Below are 26,364 nucleotides of genomic sequence, written 5' to 3'. Positions count from 1 at the left end.
TGGCGGATCATGTTCAAGCCCACCCCTCCCGTCGTCGCCGCGCTGCGCGCGCGGCTCGGCGACGCAGCCGTCGACCCCGTCCTCGCCCTGCGGAAGCCGGACCTCACGTCGCTGCTGCTGGCCGCCGCCGGGGATCCCGCGCCGCTGGGCCGAGTGCTGACCGCCGCGGCGTGCAGGGCGGCCTGCGCCCGGCTCGGCGAGCGATACCCGGGCGCGACGATCGAGGTGCGCGTGCCGCCGTTCGCCGCCGTGCAGATCGGCTTCGAGGCCGGCTCGCGGCACACGCGGGGCACTCCCCCGAACGTGGTGGAACTGACCCCGGAGACGTTCCTGGCGCTGGCGACCGGGCGTCAGCGCTGGGAGGACGCGGCCATGCAACGCAGCGGGGTGCACGCGGCCGAGACCGCGCGCGCCTTCCCCCTTGTCACATCACCTTGATGTGCCGCTCCAGCTCCCACGGGGTGACCTGCTTGCGGTAGGCGTCGAACTCCTCGCGTTTGTTGCGCAGGAAGTACTCGTAGACGTGCTCGCCGAGCGTGCCGGCGACGAGCTCGCTTTCCTCCATCAGGCGGATCGCGTTGTCCAGGTTGCGCGGCAGCTCACGGATGCCGATGGTCTGGCGCTCGCGGTCGCTGAGGCGCCACACCTCGTCCTCGGTCTCCTCGGGCAGCGGGTACTCGCCCTCGACGCCCTTGAGGCCGGCGTTGAGCAGCAGCGCGAACGCGAGGTACGGGTTGACCGCCGAGTCGACGGCCCGGTACTCGATGCGGGCCGACGAGGTCTTCCCGGGCGTGAACTGCGGCACGCGGATGAGCGCGGAGCGGTTGGCGCGGCCCCAGCAGGCGAACGACGGTGCCTCGCCGCCGCCGACGAGCCGCTTGTAGGAGTTGACCCACTGGTTCGTGACCGCGGTGATCTCCGGCGCGTGGCGCAGCAGGCCGGCGATGAAGTGCTTGGCCGTCTTCGACAGGTTGTACTCGTCGCTGGCGTCGTAGAAGGCGTTGGTGTCGCCCTCGAACAGCGACATGTGCGTGTGCATGCCCGAGCCGGGGTGCTGCGAGAAGGGCTTCGGCATGAACGTCGCGTGCACGCCCTGGCTGACGGCCACCTCGCGGACGACGACGCGGAAGGTCATGATGTTGTCGGCCATGGTCAGCGCGTCCGCGTACCGCAGGTCGATCTCGTGCTGGCCCGGCGCCGCCTCGTGGTGGCTGAACTCGACCGAGATGCCCATCTGCTCCAGCATGGTGATGACGTCGCGGCGGAAGTCGGTCCCGTCGCCGAGCGTCGTGTGGTCGAAGTAGCCGCCGTCGTCGAGCGGCACCGGGGGCTGCAGGGAGCGCAGCAGGAAGAACTCGATCTCCGGGTGGATGTAGAACGTGAAGCCCATGTCGGCGGCGCGGCGCATGGCGCGCTTCAGCACGTACCGGGGGTCGGCGTAGCTCGGCGAGCCGTCGGGCAGCTTGATGTCGCACAGCATGCGCGCGGTGGAGCGGCCGGCCTGGCGCCACGGAAGCACCTGATACGTCGACGGGTCAGGATGGGCGACCATGTCCGACTCGAAAACTCGGGCGAAGCCCTCGATGGCGGATCCGTCGAAGCCGACACCTTCACCGATGGCGCCTTCGACCTCCGCGGGGGCGATGGCCACGGACTTCAGCGATCCCAGCACGTCCGTGAACCACAGCCTGACGAACCGGATGCCCCGCTCCTCCATTGAGCGCAGCACGAACTCAGTCTGCCTATCCATGCCAGCCAGTCTGCCCATCGCGTGTTACAGGCATGTGACGGGCGCGCCATGTTCCGGCAACACCGGCCCCGGCGCGGCTCAGTACACTGGCGCCATGGCACAGCCCGGATGGTACGCGGACCCCTCCGCGCCCGACGGTCGGCGCTACTGGGACGGTGAGCGCTGGATCGAGGAGACCCCACAGCGTAGAGGGCCGAGGGCGTGGCTGTGGCTCATGATCGCCCTGGTGGTGGTCGCCGCGGTCGTCGTCGCGCTGGTGGTGCTGCCCGGATCGTCGAATCCCTTCGCGGCCGTCCCCGAGGACACCAGGAGCGCCCGCCCCACCGGGACGCAGTGGAACGAACTCGAACCCACCGAGACCCCGTCGCCGACCGCGGTGGAGACGGGTTTCGGCGAGCCCATCGACTGCCCGGTGGCCGAGGACTGGCCGCGCAGCGAGGTCGTCGACGGCAGGCTGCACGGCGGCGGGCTGTCGATCGACGTGCCCACCGGATCGCAGTGGGAGGCCGACCCCGCCTACATCGACTGGCTGTGGGACAACAACTCGATGATCCGACCGATCGCGACGGGGTGGATCAGCAACGTCGGCGTCGGGTACATCAAGGTCAGCGACGGGTTCTCCGACGACCTTTCGACCGCCGCCGAGCAGTTCGTCACCTGCATGTCGTCATCAGGCATGTTCACCGGCTTCACCAAGCGGGAGATCCTCCGCGACGAGGAGTACAAGGTCTCCACCCGCATCGGGTGGCGGCTGACGAACAACGTCTACGTGGGCAACCAGCTCTACCAGGGCATCCAGGGCGACGTCGTCGACATCATCCTCGTGCCCACGGACGACAGGGACCGGATCGCGGTCTACGTGTCGTGCGTCACGATCGACCATGCGGAGAACGCGGCAGAGGTGCAGCACTCGCTGGATTCCCTCCGCTGGGACGGGTGACGGCCGCGGGTAGACTCATCGGTCGTGAACCCAGTCACCCCCTACGACGTCACCCCCATGCGTGAGGTGCCCCACGCCATCGCCCGGCCCGAATATGTAGGACGGCGCGCCCCGAAGCCCTACACGGGCTCGGACGTGCAGAGCGAGGACGTGATCGCGCGGATGCGGGTCGCGGGGAGGATCGCCTCCAACGCGATGCACGAGGCCGCCAAGGCAATCGCCCCCGGGGTGACCACCGACGCCCTCGACGCCATCGCCCACGAGTACATGTGCGACCACGGCGCCTACCCGTCGACGCTCGGCTACCGCGGCTACCCGAAGTCGATCTGCACCTCGGTCAACGAGGTCGTGTGCCACGGCATCCCCGACCTCCGTCCGCTCGAGGACGGCGACCTCGTCAAGATCGACTGCACCGCCTTCAAGGACGGCGTGCACGGGGACAACTGCGCGACCTTCTTCTGCGGCGACGTCGACGAGGAGTCGCGCCTGCTGACCGAGCGGACTCTCGAGTCCCTCAACCGGGCCATCAAGGCGGTGCGCCCCGGCCGCCCGCTGTCCGTGATCGGGCGGGTCATCGAGTCCTACGCGAAGCGCTTCGGCTACGGCGTGATCCGCGACTACACCGGACACGGTGTCCACACCACCTTCCACTCCGGCCTGGTGATCCTGCACTACGACGAGCCGCGCCTCGACACCGTCATGCGCCCCGGCATGACCTTCACCATCGAGCCGATGCTGACTCTCGGGGGCGCGGAGACACAGGAGTGGGACGACGACTGGACCGTCGTGACCCGCGACGCATCCCGCGTCGCGCAGTTCGAGCACACGCTCGTGGTGACGAAGGACGGCGCCGAGATCCTGACACTGCCCTGAGCCGGTCTCCCACGGTGCAGCGACGTCGCGGCTCGGCTACCCTGTCCCGGTGATCCCGCCCGCGCGCCATGTCTCCAGCCATCTGCAGGTGCAGGTGAAGTCCACCGCCGACCTGGTCTTCTCCGTGGCGGTGAGCGGCGACCATCCAGGCCTCAGCGAGAGCCTCATCTTCCGGCTCGACGGCGAGGAGATCGAGGCGGAGGAACAGCTCGACTCGTCCCGCAGCCGCCTGCACCGCCTGCGGGAGACCGCTCCCGGAACGCTCACCGTCGACTATGAGGCGGACGTGCCGCAGCCCGCGCCGGCCGCGCAACTGCAGGGCATCGACGAGATCCTCTACACCCGGCCGTCGCGCTACTGCGACTCCGACCGGCTCGCCAACCTCGGCGCGACGCACTTCGCCGGCCTGACCGGCTACGAGCTGATGAGCGCCGTGACGCAGTGGGTCCGCACGAAGGTCAGCTACCAGCCCGGCTCGAGCCGCGTCGTCGACGGCGCGCTTGAGACGTACCTCAGCCGGGTGGGCGTGTGCCGCGACTCGGCGCACCTGGTGATCGCGTTCCTGCGCGGGCTGAACATGCCGGCCCGGCTCGTCTCGGTGTACGCGCCGGGGCTGGTGCCGATGGACTTCCACGCCGTCGTCGAGGCATGGCATGACGGCGCCTGGCACCTGCTCGACGCCACAGGTCTGGCCCCGCGCGACTCCATGGTGCGCATCTGCACCGGCCGCGATGCCGCCGACACGGCCTTCATGACCACGCTGGCCGGCAGCACCAGGCTGCGCCGCATCAGGGTCGACGCCCGGGTGGACGGCGAGCTCCCCTACGACGACAAGTTCAGCTTCAGGACGCTCAGCTGAGGGATGTCGTCGCCCGTCATGGGGACGACGTCGACGCCGACGCTCAGCTTCGACGTCTCGGCGTCGGTCACCACGATGCCGCGCAGCGGCGACACGTCCGCGAAGTCCCGGCCCCACGCCGTCACGAGGTAGCGTGAGTCGGCGTACTGGGCGTTGGTGGGGTCGATGTCGACCCAGGTGCCGTTCGGTGCCAGGACGGAGACCCAGGCGTGAGTGGCGTCGGAACCCTCCAGTTTGGCCTTGCCGGGTGGCGGTTGCGTCTCCAGGTAGCCGGACACGTAGCGCGCCGGGACCCCGAGGCGCCGCAGGATGGCGATGGCAAGGTGCGCGAAGTCCTGGCACACCCCGGCGCGCAGGTCGAGAAGCTCGTCGACGGTGGTGCGCACGGAGGTGGCGCCCGGCCGGTAGGCGAAGTCGCGGTGGATGCCGCGGGTCAGCTCGGCCAGCGCCTGCCCGAAGCCCAAGTCGGGCTCGAGGATCGTCTCCATGTAGCTCACGAGCCGCGGCGGAATCGAGACGTGACGGCTCGGCAGTCCGAACATGGCGCGGTCGAGCGCCAGCGCCGGGTTCTCCGCGATGGCCCGCTGGGCCGAGGCGAGCGTCCAGCGGTCGAGGAGGTCCACGTCGACCTCCGGCCATGTGACGTCGACCACGGCCTCCTTCACTACCTCGAGGTGCAGCGTCGGCTCGTGGATCTCAAAGTAGTGGCTCACGTTGCCGAACCGGTCGATGTGCTCGGTGTGCAGCAGCGGGTCGGGGCTGACGCCCACACCGTCGACGAGCACGCGCTGGCTCGGCGCCTCGCGGGGGGTCAGGAAGCCGCGCTCGTGGCACGCCGTGACCAGCTCCGGCCAGACATAGGAGGTGCGGTGCTTGACGAAGTACCGCCTGAGGGTGAGGTTCTCCGGCCGCTGCCTCATCGGTGGTCCTCCGCCGCGCCCGACCAGTCGGTGAGCGTCGGTCTGCGGGGCGCGGACCTGGTGAGGTGACCGCGGCCGAGCTCGTCGGCGATCTCACGCAGCTCGGTGCGTTGGTCGGCGAAGCAGCCCGCCAGCGCGGTCCGATCCGCCGTGGAGAAGAACAATGCGAAGTCGGTGTCGACGATGGCGCCGCACTGCGTGGCGACCCGGTCGGCGAGCCGCTGATCGCCGATGAGGCGCAGATCATCGACAAGCCTGTCGAGCTGGAACGCGACGCTGCGCGGGTTGATGCGGTCGGCGACGAGCAGCTGCGTTGCGCCGAGGCCGGGCTGCCGCGGCCCCTCTCCGGCGGCCGAGCGACGTCGGTGCGTGATGAGCGACTCGCCCATCTCGAGGATCGCCTCGGCCAGCTGGTTCTCCACGACCGCCGCCCTCTCCCGGCCGAGCGCGAAGCCGACGAGACTCAGCATGCGCTGGGCCCGCTCCAGCCTCACGCCCGCGTCGACGAAGGCCCAGGTCACGTCGCGGGTCAGCGACTCGTTGTTGATGCCGGCGAGAGCCAGGGTCGAGCTCACCAGAGCGTCCAGCACACCGGTCAGATCGCGGCGCCGGGCGGCATCGCCGACGAGCTGCTCGAGCTGGCTGAGTACCTGCCACAGGTCGCCGGACATAAGGTCGGGGACCTCGTGGGCGGCTGCGGTCAGGCGTCGGACGGCGTGCGCGACGGATCCCTTGAGGTCGCGGTCGCTGATGGCCAGCCGGATGAACCTGTGGGCGTCGGCGATGCTGTCGCTGCCCAGCGGGAGACCGGTGATCCGCTCGCCGGTGGCCAGCACAGCCTCAAGCACCTGGGCGCCGAGCGACTCGGGCCGACGGCCATGGTCGAGGGCCAGGTCCAGCGCGAGGCGGAGGAGGCGAGCGTTCGCGTCGGCGCGCTCGCTGTAGCGGCCGAGCCAGAGCAGGTTGTCGGCGATGCGGGGTGCCAGCGCCGCGGCGCGACGCAGGACGACGGGGCCGCCCTCGAACGTCGGGGTCCAGGTCTCGACGATGTCCTCGGCGTCGAGGACCCACACGTCCTTGGCCAGCCGCGGCCCGTCGAAGGCGAGCATGGCCGCGTCGTGGGGGGTCATCAGGGCCAGCCCTCCCGGAAGGAACTGGTGGGCGTGGTTGACCTGGGCTCCGAAGGCTCGCAGCACCAGCCGGTTGGGGATCAGACCCTCATCGGACACGACGGGGGCGGTCGAGAGCTCGAAGGGCTGCTGGCCGACCCAGGCCCACGGCTCGGCAGCGATGCGGGCGGCCAGGTCCGACCGCTCGGCCGCCGAGAGCATCCAGCCCTGGTGGCTCTCGCCGTGGATCGAGACGATGCGGAGCTTGGCGAGCTTCTTCGTCACATGCGACAGCGAGCCGTCGTCGCCGCACCACCAGCTGGGCAGGGACGGCAGGCTCAGTTCCTCCCCGAGAAGCTGCGGCGCCAGCGACTCCAGGTACGGCTGCAGAGCCGGGCTCTCCGTCACGCCACTGCCCAACGGGTTGGCCGAGACGACGTTACCCAGCCGTGTGGACTCCAACAGCCCGGCGATGCCCAGCTGGGAGTCGCTGCGGAACTCGAGCGGGTCCACCATGTCGGAGACGACGCGGCGGAGGATCACGTCGACGAGGGTGCGACCCTCGGGCGTGTTGATCCAGACCTGTCCGTCGCGCAGCACCAGGTCCTCGGCCTCGACGAGCGCGTAGCCGAGCAGCGTCGCGATGAAGCCCTGCTCGTAGGCCGTCGCGTCGTCGACCCCCGACCAGAGCAGCACGCCCTTGGGCGTGTGTCCCGCGCGGGGCGCGAGTTGCTGAAGGCCCGCGCGCATCGCGGAGAAGAAAGAGCGGTAGCGCGCGGGGCGGGCGTCATGGTGCAGGTCGCCCATCACGCGGGAGGTCAGCCTCCGGTTGGTCATGGCGTACCCGATGCCCGCCGGGGTGGCGGTGCGGTCGGCCAGCACGGTCCAGGCGCCATCCGGGCCGCGCCCGAGGTCGGCGCTCACGATCGGCAGCCACACACCGCCGGGTACGCTGACGCCGCATGCCTGCGGCAGGAAGCCGGAGTGCCCCCATACGATCTCGGCAGGCAACGCGCCGGAGGACAGGAGCCGCTGTTCGCCGTAGAAGTCGTCCAGCAGGAGCCCGAGCAGTCGGGAGCGCTGTTCCAGTCCCTTCTCGACGCGGCGCCATTCCTCGGCTCCCAGGACGATGGGGAGCGGGTCGATGGCCCAGCTTCTGGCGTCGCCGCCGCCGTAGAGGATGCCCTCATCGCGCACCAGCGAACTCATCTCCGAGCGCGCGGCCAGCATTCCGCGGAGCCCGAGCTCCTCGACGGCCTCGGAGAGAAGCCGCTGGTCAGCGCGCACTCCGGACGCAGCGAGCAACTCGTCCCAGCCGCCGGCCAAGCGGGAGCGGTAGCCGACGAGTTCGCTCGTCACGGTCGCGTCAGCTGTCACCGGTTCACCCTACCCCGCCCCCGGAAGCTGCTCAACGAGGTATCCGGCGCTAGACTTGCCCGAGGACGAGACGGCCAGATGATCGCGGCTGGAGACAGCTGAGGAAAGTCCGGACTCCACAGAGCAGGGTGGTGGGTAACGCCCACCCGGGGTGACCCGCGGGACAGTGCCACAGAAAACAGACCGCCTGGCGACAGGTAAGGGTGAAACGGTGGTGTAAGAGACCACCAGCATCCCAGGTGACTGGGATGGCTCGGCAAACCCCACTCGGAGCAAGACCAAGAAGGTCGACCCCAGGGTCGGCTGCGGACGCCGCCTGAGCGCTGCTCGCGCGAGGCGCCCGGGTAGGTTGCTTGAGCCTCGTGGCAACACGGGGCCTCAGATAGATGATCATCCGTCGACAGAATCCGGCTTACCGGCCGTCTCGTCCCTCACACACGGCGAGCGCCCGCCCCCCACCGGGGACGGGCGCATCTGGTTCCCGACCTGGTTTCCCATCAGCGGGACGCGCCGACCGCGACCGGCTCGGCCTCGGGGGCCGCGATCTCGTCCTGCTTCATGCCACCGGCGGCCCACAGAGCGATGTTGGCGATCAGCGAGGCCGCGATCATCACGACGGCGAGCGGGACGGCAGTGGTCTCGCCGCCGATGCTGACCAGCGGCGACACTGCGCCGGCGAGCCCGAACTGGGCGACGCCGAGCACGGCCGAGCCCATGCCGACCCCACCAGGGAGGCTGTCGAGGGCCAGGGCGGTGGTGGTGCCGAAGACCAGGCCGAGGGAGCCGACGGCGACCATGATCGCCAGGCAGACAGCGACGGTAGGGGTGCCCATCAGCACGAGGACGCCGATGACGGCGACGGCGGCTAGGTTGATCCCCAGGCCGATGCGTGCGACGGGGACGGCGGAGGTGGTGCGGGTGATCTTCGCCGCGGCGGCGCTGACGACGCAGAGTACGACTGCGTTGGCCGCGAACATCATCCCGTACTGCACCTCGCTCATGCCCATGAGCAACTGATACAGGAAGGGGGACGCGGAGATGTACGCCATCATCACGGCGAACCCGAAGGCGTACGCGACCGCATTGCCGAGGAACCGGCGGCTCATCAGGGCACGACCCTGACCCGCGGAGGCGGCGTCCTTGGCCCTGGCCTCCGCGGGGTGGGTCTCGCGGACGACGAGCAGCGTCGCCATCAGGCCGACGACCGCCACGCCCGCGATGATCCACAGCAGACCACGCCAGCCAAGCGGCGCCAGCAGCAGCGACCCGGCGAGAGGCGCGATCACGGGGGCGACGCCGCCGACGAGCATCAGCAACGAGAAGGCACGGGCGGCCTCCCTGCCCTTGGCGAGGTCGGACACGATGGCCCGGCCGATGACCATGCCGGCGGCGCCGCTGACGCCCTGCACGAAGCGGCAGGCGATCAGGACGGCGAGCGTCGGCGCCAGGGCAGCGGCCACGCTGGCGATCACGTAGACGACAGCGCCGACCACCAGGGGTCGCATGCGGCCGAGCCGATCGGACAGCGGGCCGAACAGCAGCTGGCCGAGTGCGGCGCCCAGCAGGAAGGCCGTCAGCGTGAACTGGATGCCCGTCGCACTCGACTGCAGGTCTGTCGCCATGCCGGGGAAGGCCGACAGGTAGAGATCCGTCGCGATGGGCGCGACGGATGCGAGGAGCGCGAGCGTGACGAGCAGGCTCACGCGGATGGCGGGACGGTCGGCGACCGCGTTTTCAAGGGACTTCACGTGCTTCTTACCTCTTAGCTATGGTTACATAGCTATAGTAGCATTGATACATGGATGCCCCCCAAGAAGAGCTCGCCGACCTGGTGGAGCTGATCATGACGCTGTCGCGCAGGATCAGCGCGCGCGCCAGCAAGGGAGCCGGCATCGACCTGGGAACGGTGGAGGCGCTAGCGATGGGCCTGATCAGCGCGACGCCCGGCCTAACGTCGGGGCAGATCGCCGCCGAGCTGAACCTCAAGTCGAGCAACGCGAGCACGACCCTGCGCAGCCTGGAGCAGCGTGGCTTCCTCGAACGCCGCCACGATCCGGCGGACGGCCGTGTGATCCGTGTCTACCCCACGGCGAAGGCACGCCAGAACCTGGCCCTGAAGCGAGAAGCCTGGGCAGGCACCCTCCTCGCCGCCCACCCCGACCACGAGCAGCTCACCGCCCTCCTCCCCACCCTGAAGGCCCTCGACGACGCCCTCGCCGCCCCCTGATCTCTTACCACCACCACCTGAGCCGCGATGAGCACGACACACTTGTCGTCGTCGAAATCGAGCGGTGTTGACGTTGACCTGCCCGACGGGCAGGAGGATCTGCTCAAAGTCGGCGCTGTGACCGCGGGACCTCCGGAGCGAGGGTGCGAAAAGCGTGCAGTGCCCAATTCTCCCCGGTCAGCCGACGAGAAACGCTCACTGCCTCCCCCGTCACCGGGCGCCACCCCATCGCAGTGCTCCTCCTCCCGGTGCGCTGAGTCCCCCACGAGGCCGTCGAAGAGTGCGTGAGCGTGCTACGGATGGGCGATGCAGGCCAGCCCACTCGGATTCGGAGTTCGGCGCCTGTCAGGATCGCCGCTTCTCCTAATGGGCTCTGGGAGTGAAATCTCCCACTCTCGAGGAAACCGATGCCTCACAGCCAGCAAGGTTGACGCTGATCCTGGTAATCCGTGGGGCATAGCTGTGCCTCCCCCGCGGCCGCCGCCACCGTCGGGGGTGTGATGAGCACGACACACTTGTCGTGGAGGGATTGTGGGTGTGTGAACGTTGACATCGTCGGCGGGTGGGAGGATGTGCTCATCCTCTCCGGTCAGGATGTTCCGCCCGGGTCGCCGAGTGTGCCGTTCTCGTGGCCGGATCGGGGGGTATCGCCCACTGCACGATTCTCGGGGTTCGAGTAGTAGGGCGCGTTGCAACGATGCTGTGGGGCGGTCATGGCGCGGCGGAAGCTGTGCGCTGGGACGGTTCATTCGCGCCGTCCAGCTCGATGCTGCGCAGCGTCGGCTCGGTCGAGGGCGACGTCCCCTGAGCCGCGGTTCGCCAGGGCCGCTGTGCGTTTTTCGTGGCCGGATCGGGGAGAAACGGGCACTGCACGATTCTCGGGTGGCGAGGCCAGTGCTTGTGGGGTGGGGTGGTGTGCGTTTCTCGTGCTGGGACCGACGAGAATCGGGCACTGAACGGTTTTCGGGCGACGATGCCAGGGGCGTGCGGGGGCCGATGCCCCAGGGGCGTGCGGGGGCTGGGTCGCAGTGTGTGGGGGGGGGGGTGTGTGGGCATGAAAAAAGAGAGAGCACCCGACCCCGGGTGAGGGGTGGGTGCTCTCTCTTGTAAGTGTTGGTCCGGCGGCGTCCTAGTCTCCCACAGCGTCCCCGCTGCAGTACCATCGGCGCTGAGAAGCTTAACTTCCGGGTTCGGGATGGGACCGGGTGTTTCCTTCTCGCTATGACCACCGAAACAGTTATTGAACTGTACCACGAACAACCCTCACCCTCACAACCCGGAAGGATTGCGTGCGGGGGTTGTCTCGATCGTTGTTCGAGACATTACACAGTGGACGCGTAGCATCTTTGTAGAAGACAAGCCCTCGGCCTATTAGTATCGGTCAGCTCCACACATTACTGTGCTTCCACGTCCGACCTATCAACCCTGTGGTCTACAGGGGGCCTTACCAGATTATTCTGTGGGAGCCCTCATCTTGAAGCGTGCTTCCCGCTTAGATGCTTTCAGCGGTTATCACTTCCCAACGTAGCCAACCAGCCGTGCTCCTGGTGGAACAACTGGCACACCAGAGGTTAGTCCGTCCCGGTCCTCTCGTACTAAGGACAGCTCTTCTCAAGACTCCTACGCGCGCAGCGGATAGGGACCGAACTGTCTCACGACGTTCTAAACCCAGCTCGCGTGCCGCTTTAATGGGCGAACAGCCCAACCCTTGGGACCGACTCCAGCCCCAGGATGCGACGAGCCGACATCGAGGTGCCAAACCATGCCGTCGCTATGGACGCTCGGGCAAGATCAGCCTGTTATCCCCGGGGTACCTTTTATCCGTTGAGTCCTGGCGCTTCCATGTGCCACCAGAAGATCACTAGTCCCGACTTTCGTCCCTGCTCGAGATGTCTCTCTCGCAGTCAAGCTCCCTTGTGCACTTACACTCGAAACCTGATTGCCAACCAGGCTGAGGGAACCTTTGGGCGCCTCCGTTACCTTTTAGGAGGCGACCGCCCCAGTCAAACTACCCATCAGGCACTGTCCCTGATCCAGATAATGGACCTAGGTTAGATAACCAGAGTGACCAGAGTGGTATTTCAACGATGACTCCACCCGAACTGGCGTCCGGGCTTCACAGTCTCCCACCTATCCTACACAAGTCACACCGATCACCAATACCAAACTATAGTAAAGGTCCCGGGGTCTTTCCGTCCTGCTGCGCGTAACGAGCATCTTTACTCGTAATGCAATTTCGCCGAGTTCGTGGTGGAGACAGCGCCCAAATCGTTACTCCATTCGTGCAGGTCGGAACTTACCCGACAAGGAATTTCGCTACCTTAGGATGGTTATAGTTACCACCGCCGTTTACTGGGGCTTAAGTTCAAGGCTTCACACCGAAGTGTTGACCCTTCCCCTTAACCTTCCAGCACCGGGCAGGAGTCAGTCCGTATACATCGTCTTTCGACTTGGCACGGACCTGTGTTTTTAGTAAACAGTCGCTTGGGCCTGGTCTCTGCGACCCTCAACGCTTTCGAAGCAAGTTCTACTACGTATCAGGTCCCCCTTATCCCGAAGTTACGGGGGTATTTTGCCGAGTTCCTTCACCACGATTATCTCGATCGCCTTGGTATTCTCTACCTATCCACCTGTGTCGGTTTAGGGTACGGGCGGCTCATATCTCGCTCACGAAGCTTTTCTAGGCAGCATAGGATCACTCTAACCACACCACAAAGGTGTGGACACATCATGTCTCAGGCTCAATGAGACGCGGATTTGCCTACGTCTCACCCTACACACTTGACCCGGTATAGCCATACCCGGGAAGAGCTACCTTCCTGCGTCCCTCCGCAGCTTGCCTACTATAAGATCGGATCACAGACTCAACACAACCCCGACGACCCGAAGGCCACCAGAAGAAATGTCTCGCATGCTTAGCATCACTCACCTCGGCAGGGGCGATATTTCGCCGGTCACGGGAATATCAACCCGTTGTCCATCGACTACGCCTGTCGGCCTCGCCTTAGGTCCCGACTAACCCAGGGCAGATTAGCTTGACCCTGGAACCCTTGGATATTCGGCGGACGGGTTTCTCACCCGTCATTCGCTACTCATGCCTGCATTCTCACTCGTGTGCTCTCCACGACTGGGTCACCCCGCCGCTTCAACGCGCACACGACGCTCCCCTACCCATCCAAACAACCTTACGGTCAAAATATTTGAATGCCATAGCTTCGGCGGATAACTTGAGCCCCGCTAAATTGTCGGCGCAGAATCACTTGACCAGTGAGCTATTACGCACTCTTTCAAGGGTGGCTGCTTCCAAGCCAACCTCCTGGTTGTCTCCGCAACTCCACATCCTTTTCCACTTAGTTACCGCTTAGGGGCCTTAGCTGATGATCTGGGCTGTTTCCCTCTCGACAATGAAGCTTATCCCCCACTGTCTCACTGCCGCACTCTCACTTACCGGCATTCGGAGTTTGACTGATTTCGGTAAGCTGTTGGGCCCCCTAGACCATTCAGTGCTCTACCTCCGGTAAGAAACATGCGACGCTGCACCTAAATGCATTTCGGGGAGAACCAGCTATCACGGAGTTTGATTGGCCTTTCACCCCTATCCACAGCTCATCTCCTCGGTTTTCAACCCAAGTGAGTTCGGTCCTCCACGACGTCTTACCGTCGCTTCAACCTGGCCATGGATAGATCACTCCGCTTCGGGTCTAGAGCACGCGACTCAAACGCCCTATTAGGACTCGCTTTCGCTACGGCTACCCCACACGGGTTAACCTCGCCACGTACCACTAACTCGCAGGCTCATTCTTCAAAAGGCACGCCGTCACCCCGAAGGGCTCCGACGGATTGTATGCGATCGGTTTCAGGTACTATTTCACTCCCCTCCCGGGGTACTTTTCACCTTTCCCTCACGGTACTTGTCCGCTATCGGTCACCAAGGAGTATTTAGGCTTAGCAGATGGTCCTGCCAGATTCAAGCGGAATTTCAGGGGTTCCGCCCTACTTGGGGACACTCTCAAGAGTGGAAAGCTTACGTCTACAGGAGTATTACCTTCTCTGCTGTGGCCTTCGCAGCACACTTCAACTTCACTAACCATTTCTAACTCTTCGACCGTTCAACAGCACGGTCCGAGAGACCCCACAACCCCCCAGCTGCAACGCCTGTCAGCTATCACACAACTGAGGTTTGGCCTCTTCCGCTTTCGCTCGCCACTACTCACGGAATCACTATTGTTTTCTCTTCCTGAGGGTACTGAGATGTTTCACTTCCCCCCGTTCCCTCCAACTGCCCTATACATTCAGGCAGAGGTCGCCGGACATGACTCCGGTATTTCAAGGTTTCCCTATTCGGACATCCTCGGATCAAAGCTTGTTTACCAACTCCCCGAGGCTTATCGCAGGTTACAACGTCCTTCATCGGCTCTTGGTGCCAAGGCATCCACCGATCGCACTTAGTAGCTTGTCAATAATCTACAAAGATGCTCGCGTCCACTGTGAAATTCTCAAAAAACGAGCGAGCCCACCACCAACACCAGCCACCAACAGATGACCAGGCCCGGCAAATGGTCCGCAAGAAGGCGCCACCAACTAGGTAACCGACCCTTCAGGACCCAACAACGTGCAAACAAGCCACCCCACCACTTCCCACTCCCGGAAAACCGGGTTGTACTCACGGGGGATGACTCTCAGTCAATGTTCCACCAACCAGAACCCTCCAGCCGGGAACACATGCCCCGGAACTGAAGTGAATTGAACAAACCAACCACACGGGCCGGCCTGCCAAAAGCTCCTTAGAAAGGAGGTGATCCAGCCGCACCTTCCGGTACGGCTACCTTGTTACGACTTAGTCCTAATTACCGGTCCCACCTTCGACAGCTCCCTCCCAAAAAGGGTTAGGCCACCGGCTTCGGGTGTTACCGACTTTCATGACTTGACGGGCGGTGTGTACAAGCCCCGGGAACGTATTCACCGCAGCGTTGCTGATCTGCGATTACTAGCGACTCCGACTTCATGGGGTCGAGTTGCAGACCCCAATCCGAACTGAGACCGGCTTTTTGAGATTCGCTCACCCTCACAGGCTCGCAGCTCTTTGTACCGGCCATTGTAGCATGCGTGAAGCCCTGGACATAAGGGGCATGATGACTTGACGTCATCCCCACCTTCCTCCGAGTTGACCCCGGCGGTCTCCTATGAGTCCCCGGCATTACCCGCTGGCAACATAGGACGAGGGTTGCGCTCGTTGCGGGACTTAACCCAACATCTCACGACACGAGCTGACGACAGCCATGCACCACCTGTATACCGACCAAAAAGGGGCACCTATCTCTAGATGTTTCCGGCATATGTCAAACCCAGGTAAGGTTCTTCGCGTTGCATCGAATTAATCCGCATGCTCCGCCGCTTGTGCGGGGCCCCGTCAATTCCTTTGAGTTTTAGCCTTGCGGCCGTACTCCCCAGGCGGGGTACTTAATGCGTTAGCTGCGGCACGGAGAACGTGGAATGTCCCCCACACCTAGTACCCACCGTTTACGGCGTGGACTACCAGGGTATCTAAGCCTGTTTGCTCCCCACGCTTTCGCTTCTCAGCGTCAGGAAAGGTCCAGAGAACCGCCTTCGCCACTGGTGTTCCTCCTGATATCTACGCATTCCACCGCTTCACCAGGAATTCCATTCTCCCCTACCTTCCTCAAGTCTGCCCGTATCGAAAGCAGGCTCAGGGTTAAGCCCTGAGTTTTCACTCCCGACGCAACAAACCGCCTACAAGCTCTTTACGCCCAATAAATCCGGACAACGCTCGCACCCTACGTATCACCGCGGCTGCTGGCACGTAGTTAGCCGGTGCTTCTTCTCCCACTACCGTCACTCTCGCTTCGTCATGGATGAAAGCGGTTTACAACCCGAAGGCCGTCATCCCGCACGCGGCGTTGCTGCATCAGACTTCCGTCCATTGTGCAATATTCCCCACTGCTGCCTCCCGTAGGAGTTTGGGCCGTATCTCAGTCCCAATGTGGCCGGTCAACCTCTCAGTCCGGCTACCCGTCGAAGCCTTGGTGAGCCACTACCTCACCAACAAGCTGATAGGCCGCGAGTCCATCCCTGACCGCCGGAACTTTCCAACAACACCCATGCAGGCATCGCAGAATATCCAGTATTAGCACCTGTTTCCAGATGTTATCCCAGAGTCAAGGGCAGGTTACTCACGTGTTACTCACCCGTTCGCCACTCGTGTACCCCCGAAAGGGCCTTACCGTTCGACTTGCATGTGTTAAGCACGCCGCCAGCGTTCGTCCTGAGCCAGGATCAAACTCTCCGTTGAAAACATTTCAGCACCCACCAACCACCAGGCCGGCAGGAAAACACTGTCAACAAAAAGAAGACACTGACAAACAGAAACAACCAAAACTGGCTGAATCAATCAATCAATCTCAAAGAAAAAACCGCGACACAACCACAAAGGGCCATGCCGACGGGGTAAAAACGCGACAAACAACCCAGAAAAACTGGAATTGCTTGGTGCATCAAAAAATTGGCATTGACTTAAAGCACGCTGTTGAGTTCTCAAGTTTCGGGTACACACCACACCAACCCAGACAAAAACCCTTGTCCAGACCAGCCGCGGGGCAACTCCACCAAACCCTACTCGATCATTTTCCCCAGTCAAATCCGGGGCTCAGTGCCGAGCTTGAGTTGTCTTCGCCGTCGCTGTGACGGCTTGGAGAACATTACCCCGCCGGGCTCCAGACGCCAAATCGCGAGTCCGTCACCACGCAGCAGCGGACCGAAAGCCCTTGTCAGACGGCCATGACGGGCAGTTACCGCGCGCCCGCGGCCGGGCGTGTCGCCCTGGGCACCCTCATGCGTCGATGCTGATGTCGACCCTCCCCTCATGAAGATCCACCTCGACGATGCGTACGACGACCTCGCTGCCCGGCTTGGTCTCCCCCGCCTGGACCCTCAACTCCACCGCGGGGTCTGCCACCTGGACTGTGGCCTGACCGGTCTTGGGATTCACGTCGGTGACGACCGCCGGGAACCGCTCCCCCACCCGGCCCTTCAGCACGAGCGCCTCCGCCAGGTCCATGACTCCCCGCTCGTACGACGCGGAGGTGCGGTCCGAGGCGGCCATCTCACCTGGGAGCGCCGTCAGCGCAGCCCTCGCCCACTCCGGGACGGGTGTCCCGCCCAGTTCCGCGTGGCAGATCTCCAGCACGTACCTGTCGATCAGCCGCCTCAGCGGTGCCGTGGTGTGGGCGTAGGGAGCGGCGAGCGCCGAGTGGAGGTGGTTTTCGTCGGGAAGCGCCCCGTCGAAGGCAACGTAGCCAGCGCCACGGAACAGAGTGGTGCAGCGGGTCAGGGCCGCGAGTTCCCTCGGCCGGTTGGGCGAGAGCGAGCGGACGAAGTCCGGGTACGTCACGGAACGCGGCCACTCGACGCCCAGCGCGTTGACCCGACGACGCAGCGAGTCGACCTCGTCGTCGCCGGCCGGCGGCAGCGTTCGGAGGATCCCGACCTTGGCGTCGAGCATGACCCTGGCCGCCGCCATCCCGGTCAGCAGGGAGATCTGCGCGTTGTAGTCCTCGACGGGGACGACGTCTCGGAACTCGAGTGCCCACCGACCGTCCGGCTCCTCGACGATCTCCTGCTCCGGCAGGTTCAGGGAGACGCCGCCTCGTTGGATCTCGCGCTCCCTGCGGAGCCGGCCCACCTTCGGGAGCAGCGCGATGCTGGGGTGCGGGGTGCCCGCGTCCAGGTCCGCCTGCACCGACTCGTAGCTGAGCTTGGCGCGGCTGAGCACCAGCGCCCTCGTGAGCGCGACATCGGTGAGCTCGCCCGTCGCGTCGAGGCGCAGCTCCCAGAGCATCGACGGTCGGGGGCGGCCGTCGGCCAGCAGCGACGCTGCCCCTTCGCTCAGGACCGGGGGATGGAGCGGGATGCGGGCCCCCGGCGCGTACATGGTCTGGCCGCGCCGGTGGGTCTCCGCGTCGAGGGCCGAGCCCGGCTGCACGAAGTGCCCGACATCCGAGATGGCGTACCGTACGAGGAAGCCCGTGCCCGCCCGTTCGATCTGTACCGCCTGGTCGAGGTCCATGGAGCTGGCCGGGTCGATCGTCACTAACTCGATCCCGGTCCTGTCGGCGTGCGTCCCCGAGGGCGGCAGGGCCGCGGCACGCTCGGCGTCCACCACGACCTCGGCGGGGAACTCAGCCGTGAGCCCCAGGCGCGCCTGAAGGGCCGCCAGGGTCTCCCGCACGTCAGCTGGCGGCCCAGGGATGCTGACGTGCGGGGAGGGCATCAGAGGCCCGATTCGGCGGTGCGGATCAGGATCCGCTCACACTCGACGCACCGGATCACCTCGTCGGCGGGAGCCCGCCGGTACATCTCCAGGTCGGCCACCGTGGCCTGCAGCTGACATCCCCCGCAGCGACCGCGGGTGAACGCCGCCGCGCCCAGGCCCGACGCGCTGCGCAGCTTCTCGTAGAGCTTCAGCAGGTCGGCCGGGATCTGGGCGGCAATGGGGCCGCGGGTCGCGGTGAGGTCCTGGGACTCGCTCCGCAGCTTCGCGACGGCCTCGTCACGGATTGCGACGCTGTCGCGCAGCTTCGCCTCGATCTCGGCCTTGCGCGCGGCGATCCTGTCGCGGTGCGTGGTCGCGTCCTCGAGGCGTCCCATCAGCTCGAGCTCGTTGTCCTCGAGCTCGGAGATCCTGCGCAATAGGTGCTCGACCTCGTCGGTCAGCGACCGCAGAATCTTGCTGTCGCTCACGGACCCGTCGTGGATGCGCTTCTCCTCTCGCTCGAGGCGCGCCTTCACCGGGGCGAGGTCGGATTCGGCCTTCTCGACTGCGACGCTGAGGTCCTCCACGTCGACGCCGGAGGCGACCAGCTCGTCGGTGACTGCCTGTCGCGCCGACATCAGCTCCGCGATCTCCTTGTGCTGGGGCAGCGTCCGCGCCGCGTGCGCGACCCGACCGATCTCCTTGTCCAGATCGGCGAGGGTCAACAGCTTGAGTTGCGCGGCGGGATCAGCGTGCATCGGGGGTCCTTATCCAGTTGGTTGGCGCCCACCTTACCGACAACACATCGGCAGCCCTCGCCTAGAGGGACAGGCGCTCCCGGACCTTCGCCGCCAGGCTCTCCGCGTGCTCCCTCGCGATCTGCTCCGTGGGGGCCTCGACCATCACGCGGACCAGCGGCTCCGTGCCCGACGGGCGGAGCAGCACCCTGCCGTTGTCGCCGAGGGTCCGCGCAGCGGCGCTGACCGCGGACTGGACCTCGGTGTCGATGCCGGCGCGCAGCTTGTCGACGCCGCGCACGTTGATCATCACCTGCGGCAGCACCGTCATCACGGAGGCGAGGTCCGCCAGCGTGCGTCCGGTGGCGAGCATGCGCGCCGCGAGGTGGAGACCTGTCAGTGTGCCGTCTCCGGTGTTGGCGTACTCGGAGATGATCACGTGCCCGGACTGCTCCCCGCCGAGCGCGAAGCCGTTGGCGTTCATCGACTCGAGGACGTAGCGGTCGCCGACCTTCGTCTGGTCGACGCGGATGCCGTTGTCGCGCATCGCGTTGATGAGGCCGAGGTTGCTCATCACGGTCGCCACCAGGGTGTCGGAATGCAGACGGTGCTCCTCCTTCATCGCGATCGCCAGGATCGCCATGATCTGGTCGCCGTTGACGAGGTGGCCCTCGTGGTCGACGGCCAGGCAACGGTCGGCGTCGCCGTCGAGGGCGATCCCGAGGTCCGCCCCCTCGGCGACGACCCGCGCGAACAGGTCCTCCATGTGCGTGGAGCCGCAGTTCTCGTTGATGTTGAGGCCGTCGGGGTCAGCGTGGATCGCGACGATATCGGCGCCCTGCGCGGCGAACGCCTCCGGGGCGGTGACGGAGGCCGCGCCGTTGGCGCAGTCGATGACGATCTTCAGGCCCTGCAGGGACCCCTCGGTGCCCAGCGACGACACCAGGTGCGCGACATACGTCTCGATCGCCCCGAGGTCGTCGGTGATGCGGCCGACGGAGGCGCCGGTCGGGCGGACCCAGTCCTCCCCGAGCCTCGCCTCGATGGCGTCCTCCAGGTAGTCGTCCAGCTTGACGCCGCCGCGCGAGAAGAACTTGATCCCGTTGTCGGGCATCGGGTTGTGCGATGCCGACAGCATGACGCCGAGATCGGCGCCGAGGTGGTTGACGAGGAACGCGGTCGCCGGGGTGGGCAGCACGCCGAGGCGCACCACGTCGACGCCGGCCGACGCCAGCCCGGCGACGACGGCGGCCTCCAGGAACTCTCCACTCGCCCGGGGGTCGCGCCCCACCACCGCGAGAGGACGCCGGTCGGCGAATGCGCCCGCCTCCCCCAGGATGTGCGCCGCCGCGACCGAGAGGTCGAGGGCCAGCTCAGCGGTCAGGTCCTTGTTCGCGACGCCGCGGACGCCGTCGGTTCCGAAAAGTCTTGCCACCCGTCCCACCTTACCGTCGAGGCGCTGAGGGGTTCTTCGGGGCAACGCAGAACGCCCGCCCCCTGAGGGGACGGGCGTCGCTGTAGAGCTGGATCAGCGCTTGCTGTACTGCGGGGCCTTGCGGGCCTTCTTGAGACCGGCCTTCTTGCGCTCGATGACGCGGGCGTCGCGGGTCAGCATGCCGGCCTTCTTCAGCGCAGGGCGCGAGGCCTCGGCGTCGACGAAGTTCAGCGCACGGGCCACGCCGAGGCGCAGCGCGCCGGCCTGACCGGAGGTGCCGCCGCCGTCGATGCGGGCGATGACGTCGTAGGAACCGACGACACCGGCGACCACGAAGGGCTCGTTGACGTGCTGCTGGTCGATCTTGTTGGGGAAGTAATCCTCAAGCGTGCGGCCGTTGACGGTCCATTGGCCGGAGCCGGGGACGATGCGGACGCGGGCGACAGCCTCCTTGCGGCGGCCGGTGGCGGCACCGGGGGCCACGACGGCGGGGCGAACGTCGGCGCCAGCGGCGGCGGCCGGGTTCGAGTCCGAGCGGTAGGCGATCTCGCGGTTCTGATCGTCGACGAAGGGGGTGATCTCCTCGACGGCGGCTTCGTTAGCGGTGTCAGTCATCTGCTTCTCACTCACTGGGCGATCTGGGTGATCTCGTAGGGCTGCGGCTGCTGCGCGGTGTGGGGGTGCTCTGGGCCGGCGTAGACCTTGAGCTTGCCCATCAGCTGACGGCTCAGCTTGTTCTTCGGCAGCATGCCCCACACGGCCTTCTCGACGGCCTTGCGGGGATCCTTCTCGAGCAGCTCGCCGATCGAGACGGTCTTCAGACCACCCGGGCGACCGGAGTGCGAGTAGCGCATCGAGTTGGCGCGCTTGTTGCCGGTCAGGGCGATCTTGGAGGCGTTGACGATGACGACGAAGTCACCACCGTCGACGTGGGGGGCGTAGGTGGCCTTGTGCTTGCCCCGGAGCAGGGTCGCAGCGGCCACGGCGAGACGACCGAGGACAATGTCCTCGGCGTCAATCACATGCCAGTTCCGGGCGATTTCGCCTGGCTTCGGAGTGTACGTAGACACGGAGGCAGACCAACTTCCATTCATTGCGTTCTAAAAATCTCGTAGGCACTGGCGGCAATCGACTCTAAAAGGTCGCCAAGCCACACGGCGCGCAACAGCTACCTAGCTTAGGCCGTCGAGCCCCTTGACAGCAAATCGGGCCGACGCATGCGTCTGACGGGCAGGCTACCGCGCCGGGGGCCGCAACGCCCGCACGACCGCGTCCAGAAGCCCATCCGCAGTCTCCCTCTTGGATCCGGCCACGTCACCGACGATCGCGCCCTCGGATCCGAGGATCACCAGGTGGTTGTCGGAGGTCTCGAAACCCGCGGTCCAGCCCACCTCGTTCACCGCGAGCAGGTCGGCCCCCTTGCGGCTGCGCTTCCGTCTGCCACGCTCCAGCAGTTCCCCTCCGGAGGCAGTCTCCGCCGCGAATCCGACGATCAGCTGACCCTCGCGGCGGGAACGGACGAGCCCGGCGAGGATGTCGGGGTTCTCGGTGAGCTGCAGGGTCGGGATCCCGCCGTCCTCCTTCGTGAGCTTGCCGTCGGAGACCGAGGCCACGCGGAAGTCCGCGACCGCTGCGGCCATGACGATGACATCGGCCCTGGCGGCGAAGCCCTCCATGGCCTCCGCCAGCTCGGCGGTTGACCCGACCTCGACAACCTCGACCCCTGGAACGCGCGCCGCGTCGAGCACCGCATGCTCGACGTTGGCCGCGGCCAGCAGCACCGTCGCACCACGGTCGGCGGCGGCCCTGGCCAGCGCGACCCCCTGGCGTCCGCTTGACCGGTTGCCGAGGAAGCGGACGGGGTCGATGGGCTCGCGTGTCCCACCGGCAGACACTGCCACGGTGACACCGGCCAGGTCCCTGGTCGCGCCGAGGAGCGCGACGGCGGCGGCGTGGATGTCCTCCGGCTCGCTCATCCGGCCCGGCCCGGAGTCGCCACCGGTCAGCGGGCCGTCGGCCGGCCCGACCACGTGCACGCCGCGCCCCCGGAGCGTGGCCAGGTTTGCCTGCGTCGCGGGGTGGCGCCACATCTCGGTGTGCATGGCCGGTGCGATGAGCACGGGGGCGGTGGTGGCGAGCAGCGTCGTGCCGAGCAGGTCCGAGGCCAGCCCCGCGGCCATCGAGGCCATGGTGTTGGCCGTGGCGGGTGCGATGACGACCAGGTCGGCCGCCTGGCCGAGTGCGACGTGGCGCACGCGCGGCACGTCGTCGTGCACCGAGGTCGTGACGGGGTTACGGCTGATGGCCTCCCAGGTGGGGAGCCCGACGAACCGCAGCGCGTCGTCCGTGGGTACCACGTGGACGTCGTGCCCGTCCGCGATGAACAGGCGGACGAGGTGGACGGCCTTGTAGGCGGCGATGCCACCCGTGACTCCGACGACAATGTTCATGGGACCCGATTGTTCCATCCCCGCTACGATGCCGCGTCATGTGCACCGTGGTGATTCGCCTGCCGGAGCCGGGCTCCGGCGATGAGGTCCGCATCCTCGCCGTCCGCGACGAGGACCCGGCTCGCCCGTGGCGACCCCTCGGCCGGTGGTGGCCGGAGCACCCCGATGTCGTCGGCATCCAGGACGTCCTCGCCGGCGGGGCCTGGCTGGCCGCGACCGACGAACGGGTCGCGGTGCTGCTGAACCGCGCGGGCGGCGCCACCGGCGACCGGATCGAGTCGCGCGGCACGCTCGTCATGGGCTCCGTGACGGGCAACGCGGTGCCCGACTCCCTTCGGACGCTGGGTTTCAACCTCGTAGAGGCGACCCGCGACGGGGCGCGAGTCACTGCCTGGGAGGGCGGCGTACCGCGCGTCGTCGACCTGTCGCCGGGCACGCACATGCTGGCCCACGACGACGTCGACGACCCGACGACCGCCCGCGTGCTGGCCTGGCGCGACGAGTTCGCCGCCACGCCCACCGACGGCGATCGGTGGTGGAGCGGCTGGCTGGACCTGCTGGCCCGCACCGCGGCACTCGACCCCACCGATGACCGTGCCATCATCCGCGACAACCGGCCGCACGGCTACCCCACGCTGACCCTGCTCGTGTGCGCCGCGTCCCTGGGGACAGACGGCATCACAACCGAGATGGGCACGCTGCAGGAGCCGGGCCGCTGGAACGACCTGGACCTGCGGCCCCCGCGCTGACCCGTCAGAAGGGGTGCGCGCTGTCGACGATCTGCTTGCCGAACGGGAAGCACGTCACGGGGATCATCTTCAGGGAGACCCAGGCGTTGGCGAGGCCGATGATGGTGATGGCCTGCCCGAGCGCGGTCACGATGTGACCGACGGCGAGCCACCAGCCGGCGATGATGAACCAGATGACGTTCATGACCGCGGAGCCGGCGCCTGCGCGCGGGTTCGGCACGACGGTCTTGCCGAAGGGCCACAACACGTAGCGCGCCATGCGGAACGACGCGACCCCCGCCGGGATCGTGATGATGAAGATGCAGGCGATGATGCCCGCCACGAAGTACCCCAGAGCGAGCCAGAACCCGCCGAGTACCACCCAGATCACATTGAGCACGGTGCGCATGAGTCCCCTTAGAAACGTGTGACGACTCGTCCATTCTAGGGAGGACAAGGGGTTTAGGGGGTTCGGGTTTGCCCTGATTCTGCCCGGGTACCGGTGCCCCGATATTGTGGGCAGGTGGATCCGCTACCCCCTCGCCTGCACCGCGACGTCGTCAGCTTCGTGCGCCGAAGCACCCGCATGAACGAGTCCCAGATGAAGGCGTGGGAGCGCTACGAGAAGGCCTTCGTCGTCGACGTGCCCCGCGGTGACATGTCGACCTCGATCGCCGACGACGCCAGGGTCGACTGGGTGGCCGCGTTCGGCCGCGAGGCCCCGCTGATCGTCGAGATCGGGTCCGGCGCCGGGGACTCACTCGCACCGATGGCCGAGGGCCGCCCCGACGCCAACGTCGTCGCCTTCGAGGTCTTCGAGCCCGCCGTGGCCTCGACGCTCGGCAGGCTGGGGCGCCACGGGATCGGCAACGTGCGCGTCGTGGTCGCCGACGGTGCCCAGGGGCTCGCGAAGCTGTTCGACGACGGCTCGGTCTCCGAACTGTGGACGTTCTTCGCCGACCCGTGGCACAAGAAGCGCCACCACAAGCGCCGCCTCGTCGGGACCGACTTCGCCGACGCCGTCGTCGCCAAGCTGGCGCCGGGCGGCCTGTGGCGCCTCGCGACCGACTGGGAGGACTACGCCCTGTGGATGCGGGAGCACCTGGACGGCTTCGCGGGTCTCGAGAACGTCCATGGGGGCTGGGCTCCGCGGCTGGCCGAGCGTCCCGTCACCAAGTACGAACGCAAGGGACTCGAGGCTGGGCGTGTCGTCTTCGACCTGACGTACCGGAGGGTCGATGCGCCTCAGGATTGACCTAGCCTACGACGGCGCCGCGTTCCACGGCTGGGCCACGCAGCCCGGCCTGAGGACGGTGCAGGGGGTGCTCGAGGAGTGGATCCCCCGGGTGCTGCGCATCGCCCCCGTTCCGCTGGTCGTGGCAGGCCGCACCGACGCCGGCGTCCATGCGCGGGGGCAGGTCTGCCACGTCGATCTGCCCGACGAGCTGCCCCTCGACCAGGATCCGTGCGCGGTGCTGCTGAGGCGGCTGGGGCGCGTGCTGCCGCCCGACATCGTGATCCGGGACGTGTGCAGGGCCCCCGCTGGCTTCGACGCCCGCTTCTCCGCCACCTGGCGCCGCTACATCTACCGCATCGTCGACGAGGGGCGGGTCCCCGACCCGCTCCTGCGCGGCCACGTCGTCCGGGTGCCGCACCCCGTCGACGTGGGCGCGCTCAACGCCGGGGCCGGCACGCTGCTCGGGCTGCGTGACTTCGCGCCGTTCTGCAAACCGCGCGACGGGGCGACCACGATCCGGGAGCTCCGCCGCTGCAGCGCGAGGCGCCTGGGCGACAGCGTGATCGAGATCGAGCTGGTCGCCGACGCCTTCTGCCACTCGATGGTCCGCTCACTGGTCGGCGCGCTGACCGCCGTCGGCGGGTCGAGGCGCACGCTGGCCTGGCTGGAGGACGTGGCGGCGCATCCCGTACGTCACAACGATGTCCTCGTGATGCCAGCGCACGGGCTGGTCCTCGAGGAGGTCGGTTATCCGGCCGACGATCAGCTCGCCGAGCGGGCACGCCAGGCCCGCGCCGTCCGCACGATGGAGGAACCGTCATGAGCCACTACTTCGAGACCCCCAATCAGGCGGGGCCGACCCACGAGTTCACCGCGACGGTCTTCGGGCGTGAGCTCACCTTCACCGCCGCCCCCGGCGTGTTCTCGGGGCACCGGCTCGACCTGGGCACGTCGGTGCTGCTGCGGGAGGTCGAGCCGCCCGCCGAGGGCCGCGTGCTCGATCTCGGCTGCGGCGTCGGCACGATCGCCGTCGCGCTGGCCGTGGCCTCCCCCCGACTGCAGGTGACTGCCGTCGACGTGAACGACCTGGCGGTGGAGCTGACTCTCGCCAACGCGGCCCGGCACGGCGTCGACGACCGTCTCGTCGCCTGCCGGCCCGAGGACGTGCCCACCGAGGCAGCGTTCGACGAGATCTGGTCCAACCCGCCGATCCGCATCGGGAAGGCGGCCCTGCACGAGCTGCTCCTGACGTGGCTGCCCCGCCTCTCCCCCGACGGGGTCGCGTGGCTGGTCGTCGGAAAGAACCTCGGCGGCGACTCGCTGCAGCGGTGGCTGACCGGGCAGGGGTACCCGACCGTGCGCATCGCCTCCGCGAAGGGGTTCCGGGTCCTGAAGGTGGCCCGCGGCTAGGGCCTCCACGTTTCCCCGTCAGCGCAACGCGATGGCCCCAAAC

At 66.6% G+C, this 26,364-nt stretch carries 20 protein-coding genes, 3 rRNA genes and 1 other RNA gene; 10 read left to right on the top strand and 14 right to left on the bottom strand.

What is annotated here, in order from left to right; genetic code table 11:
- The first annotated feature begins 9 nt into the window (after positions 1 to 9).
- A complete protein-coding gene (locus QH948_RS04130) occupies positions 10 to 438 on the top strand; it encodes a sterol carrier family protein (RefSeq protein ID WP_281145626.1) in 429 nt (142 codons plus the stop codon).
- Here QH948_RS04130 and QH948_RS04125 read toward each other — a convergent pair.
- Complete coding sequence (locus QH948_RS04125; RefSeq protein ID WP_281146130.1) at positions 425 to 1,717, bottom strand: glutamine synthetase family protein; 1,293 nt, start codon at positions 1,715 to 1,717, stop codon at positions 425 to 427. The genes QH948_RS04130 and QH948_RS04125 overlap by 14 nt on opposite strands.
- Before the next feature lie 127 nt (positions 1,718 to 1,844).
- Here QH948_RS04125 and QH948_RS04120 point away from each other — a divergent pair, with 127 nt between their 5' ends.
- Genes QH948_RS04120 through QH948_RS04110 form a run of 3 tightly spaced genes read left to right on the top strand, consistent with a single transcriptional unit; the run spans position 1,845 to position 4,422 of the window.
- Positions 1,845 to 2,690 (top strand): DUF2510 domain-containing protein, encoded by an 846-nt coding sequence (locus tag QH948_RS04120; RefSeq protein ID WP_281145625.1) that lies wholly within the window; start codon positions 1,845 to 1,847, stop codon positions 2,688 to 2,690.
- Positions 2,691 to 2,747: 57 nt separating this feature from the next.
- A complete protein-coding gene (gene map, locus QH948_RS04115) occupies positions 2,748 to 3,563 on the top strand; it encodes a type I methionyl aminopeptidase (protein WP_438874131.1) in 816 nt (271 codons plus the stop codon).
- A 49-nt stretch (positions 3,564 to 3,612) separates the two neighbouring features.
- Positions 3,613 to 4,422, top strand: coding sequence for a transglutaminase-like domain-containing protein (locus QH948_RS04110; protein WP_281145623.1), 810 nt, complete (start codon positions 3,613 to 3,615; stop codon positions 4,420 to 4,422).
- Here QH948_RS04110 and QH948_RS04105 read toward each other — a convergent pair.
- The gene (locus tag QH948_RS04105; protein WP_281145622.1) at positions 4,386 to 5,342 is read right to left on the bottom strand and encodes a transglutaminase family protein; all 957 of its coding nucleotides are present in this window, start codon (positions 5,340 to 5,342) and stop codon (positions 4,386 to 4,388) included. The genes QH948_RS04110 and QH948_RS04105 overlap by 37 nt on opposite strands.
- Positions 5,339 to 7,828: a circularly permuted type 2 ATP-grasp protein gene (locus QH948_RS04100; protein WP_281145621.1), complete on the bottom strand. Its 2,490-nt coding sequence runs from the start codon at positions 7,826 to 7,828 to the stop codon at positions 5,339 to 5,341. Before QH948_RS04100 ends, QH948_RS04105 begins: the two co-directional genes overlap by 4 nt.
- A 66-nt stretch (positions 7,829 to 7,894) precedes the next feature.
- On the opposite strand from QH948_RS04100, the gene rnpB reads away from it, so the two are divergent.
- Positions 7,895 to 8,259, top strand: an RNA gene (gene rnpB / locus QH948_RS04095) — RNase P RNA component class A.
- Positions 8,260 to 8,325: 66 nt separating this feature from the next.
- On the opposite strand, the gene QH948_RS04090 is transcribed toward rnpB, so the two are convergent.
- Complete coding sequence (locus QH948_RS04090) at positions 8,326 to 9,576, bottom strand: multidrug effflux MFS transporter (RefSeq protein ID WP_281145620.1); 1,251 nt, start codon at positions 9,574 to 9,576, stop codon at positions 8,326 to 8,328.
- Between the two features lie 50 nt (positions 9,577 to 9,626).
- On the opposite strand from QH948_RS04090, the gene QH948_RS04085 reads away from it, so the two are divergent.
- The gene (locus tag QH948_RS04085; protein WP_281145619.1) at positions 9,627 to 10,055 is read left to right on the top strand and encodes a MarR family winged helix-turn-helix transcriptional regulator; all 429 of its coding nucleotides are present in this window, start codon (positions 9,627 to 9,629) and stop codon (positions 10,053 to 10,055) included.
- A 1,116-nt stretch (positions 10,056 to 11,171) separates the two neighbouring features.
- Here the strand turns inward: QH948_RS04085 and rrf are convergent.
- The 9 genes from rrf to coaBC all read right to left on the bottom strand — a co-directional run bounded on the left by rrf (position 11,172) and on the right by coaBC (position 22,946).
- Positions 11,172 to 11,288, bottom strand: a 5S ribosomal RNA gene (gene rrf / locus QH948_RS04080).
- A 118-nt stretch (positions 11,289 to 11,406) separates the two neighbouring features.
- A 23S ribosomal RNA gene (locus QH948_RS04075) occupies positions 11,407 to 14,514 on the bottom strand.
- Positions 14,515 to 14,843: 329 nt separating this feature from the next.
- Positions 14,844 to 16,365 (bottom strand): 16S ribosomal RNA (locus QH948_RS04070).
- Together the 16S, 23S and 5S rRNA genes form the textbook arrangement of a ribosomal RNA operon.
- 537 nt (positions 16,366 to 16,902) lie before the next feature.
- Complete coding sequence (locus QH948_RS04065; RefSeq protein WP_281145618.1) at positions 16,903 to 18,342, bottom strand: RNB domain-containing ribonuclease; 1,440 nt, start codon at positions 18,340 to 18,342, stop codon at positions 16,903 to 16,905.
- Positions 18,342 to 19,082: a zinc ribbon domain-containing protein gene (locus QH948_RS04060; RefSeq protein ID WP_281145617.1), complete on the bottom strand. Its 741-nt coding sequence runs from the start codon at positions 19,080 to 19,082 to the stop codon at positions 18,342 to 18,344. The genes QH948_RS04065 and QH948_RS04060 overlap by 1 nt, the downstream gene beginning before the upstream one ends.
- Positions 19,083 to 19,143: 61 nt before the next feature.
- A complete protein-coding gene (gene glmM / locus QH948_RS04055; protein WP_281145616.1) occupies positions 19,144 to 20,496 on the bottom strand; it encodes a phosphoglucosamine mutase in 1,353 nt (450 codons plus the stop codon).
- Between the two features lie 93 nt (positions 20,497 to 20,589).
- Positions 20,590 to 21,111 (bottom strand): 30S ribosomal protein S9, encoded by a 522-nt coding sequence (gene rpsI / locus QH948_RS04050; protein ID WP_219080695.1) that lies wholly within the window; start codon positions 21,109 to 21,111, stop codon positions 20,590 to 20,592.
- 11 nt (positions 21,112 to 21,122) lie between these two features.
- Positions 21,123 to 21,566, bottom strand: coding sequence for a 50S ribosomal protein L13 (gene rplM / locus QH948_RS04045; RefSeq protein ID WP_219080697.1), 444 nt, complete (start codon positions 21,564 to 21,566; stop codon positions 21,123 to 21,125).
- 165 nt (positions 21,567 to 21,731) lie between these two features.
- A complete protein-coding gene (coaBC, locus tag QH948_RS04040) occupies positions 21,732 to 22,946 on the bottom strand; it encodes a bifunctional phosphopantothenoylcysteine decarboxylase/phosphopantothenate--cysteine ligase CoaBC (protein WP_281145615.1) in 1,215 nt (404 codons plus the stop codon).
- A gap of 38 nt (positions 22,947 to 22,984) precedes the next feature.
- On the opposite strand from coaBC, the gene QH948_RS04035 reads away from it, so the two are divergent.
- The gene (locus QH948_RS04035; RefSeq protein WP_281145614.1) at positions 22,985 to 23,695 is read left to right on the top strand and encodes an NRDE family protein; all 711 of its coding nucleotides are present in this window, start codon (positions 22,985 to 22,987) and stop codon (positions 23,693 to 23,695) included.
- Positions 23,696 to 23,699: 4 nt separating this feature from the next.
- Here QH948_RS04035 and QH948_RS04030 read toward each other — a convergent pair whose 3' ends face one another.
- Positions 23,700 to 24,083 carry a YccF domain-containing protein gene (locus tag QH948_RS04030; protein WP_281145613.1) on the bottom strand — a complete coding sequence of 128 codons (384 nt, stop codon included), beginning with the start codon at positions 24,081 to 24,083 and terminating at the stop codon, positions 23,700 to 23,702.
- A 114-nt stretch (positions 24,084 to 24,197) separates the two neighbouring features.
- Here QH948_RS04030 and trmB point away from each other — a divergent pair, with 114 nt between their 5' ends.
- Genes trmB through QH948_RS04015 form a run of 3 tightly spaced genes read left to right on the top strand, consistent with a single transcriptional unit; the run spans position 24,198 to position 26,321 of the window.
- Positions 24,198 to 24,929 (top strand): tRNA (guanosine(46)-N7)-methyltransferase TrmB, encoded by a 732-nt coding sequence (gene trmB / locus QH948_RS04025; RefSeq protein WP_281145612.1) that lies wholly within the window; start codon positions 24,198 to 24,200, stop codon positions 24,927 to 24,929.
- Positions 24,913 to 25,734 (top strand): tRNA pseudouridine(38-40) synthase TruA, encoded by an 822-nt coding sequence (gene truA, locus QH948_RS04020; protein WP_281145611.1) that lies wholly within the window; start codon positions 24,913 to 24,915, stop codon positions 25,732 to 25,734. Before trmB ends, truA begins: the two co-directional genes overlap by 17 nt.
- The gene (locus tag QH948_RS04015; protein WP_281145610.1) at positions 25,731 to 26,321 is read left to right on the top strand and encodes a class I SAM-dependent methyltransferase; all 591 of its coding nucleotides are present in this window, start codon (positions 25,731 to 25,733) and stop codon (positions 26,319 to 26,321) included. Before truA ends, QH948_RS04015 begins: the two co-directional genes overlap by 4 nt.
- Positions 26,322 to 26,364: the final 43 nt, after the last annotated feature.

The sequence above is a fragment of the Tessaracoccus lacteus genome, assembly GCF_029917005.1.
Lineage (GTDB): Bacteria > Actinomycetota > Actinomycetes > Propionibacteriales > Propionibacteriaceae > Arachnia > Arachnia lactea.
This window is presented reverse-complemented; position numbering and strand designations above follow the sequence as displayed.

What these genes read in the sequence shown, in the direction of transcription:
- rpsI (WP_219080695.1), bottom strand. Translation starts at nt 21,111, where the DNA reads ATGACTGACACCGCTAACGAAGCCGCCGTCGAGGAGATCACCCCCTTC.
- coaBC (WP_281145615.1), bottom strand. Translation starts at nt 22,946, where the DNA reads ATGAACATTGTCGTCGGAGTCACGGGTGGCATCGCCGCCTACAAGGCC.
- map (WP_438874131.1), top strand. Translation starts at nt 2,748, where the DNA reads ATGCGTGAGGTGCCCCACGCCATCGCCCGGCCCGAATATGTAGGACGG.
- QH948_RS04035 (WP_281145614.1), top strand. Translation starts at nt 22,985, where the DNA reads ATGTGCACCGTGGTGATTCGCCTGCCGGAGCCGGGCTCCGGCGATGAG.
- truA (WP_281145611.1), top strand. Translation starts at nt 24,913, where the DNA reads ATGCGCCTCAGGATTGACCTAGCCTACGACGGCGCCGCGTTCCACGGC.
- QH948_RS04030 (WP_281145613.1), bottom strand. Translation starts at nt 24,083, where the DNA reads ATGCGCACCGTGCTCAATGTGATCTGGGTGGTACTCGGCGGGTTCTGG.
- QH948_RS04085 (WP_281145619.1), top strand. Translation starts at nt 9,627, where the DNA reads ATGGATGCCCCCCAAGAAGAGCTCGCCGACCTGGTGGAGCTGATCATG.
- QH948_RS04015 (WP_281145610.1), top strand. Translation starts at nt 25,731, where the DNA reads ATGAGCCACTACTTCGAGACCCCCAATCAGGCGGGGCCGACCCACGAG.
- QH948_RS04130 (WP_281145626.1), top strand. Translation starts at nt 10, where the DNA reads ATGTTCAAGCCCACCCCTCCCGTCGTCGCCGCGCTGCGCGCGCGGCTC.
- QH948_RS04120 (WP_281145625.1), top strand. Translation starts at nt 1,845, where the DNA reads ATGGCACAGCCCGGATGGTACGCGGACCCCTCCGCGCCCGACGGTCGG.
- QH948_RS04125 (WP_281146130.1), bottom strand. Translation starts at nt 1,717, where the DNA reads ATGGAGGAGCGGGGCATCCGGTTCGTCAGGCTGTGGTTCACGGACGTG.
- QH948_RS04065 (WP_281145618.1), bottom strand. Translation starts at nt 18,342, where the DNA reads ATGCCCTCCCCGCACGTCAGCATCCCTGGGCCGCCAGCTGACGTGCGG.
- QH948_RS04060 (WP_281145617.1), bottom strand. Translation starts at nt 19,082, where the DNA reads ATGCACGCTGATCCCGCCGCGCAACTCAAGCTGTTGACCCTCGCCGAT.
- QH948_RS04105 (WP_281145622.1), bottom strand. Translation starts at nt 5,342, where the DNA reads ATGAGGCAGCGGCCGGAGAACCTCACCCTCAGGCGGTACTTCGTCAAG.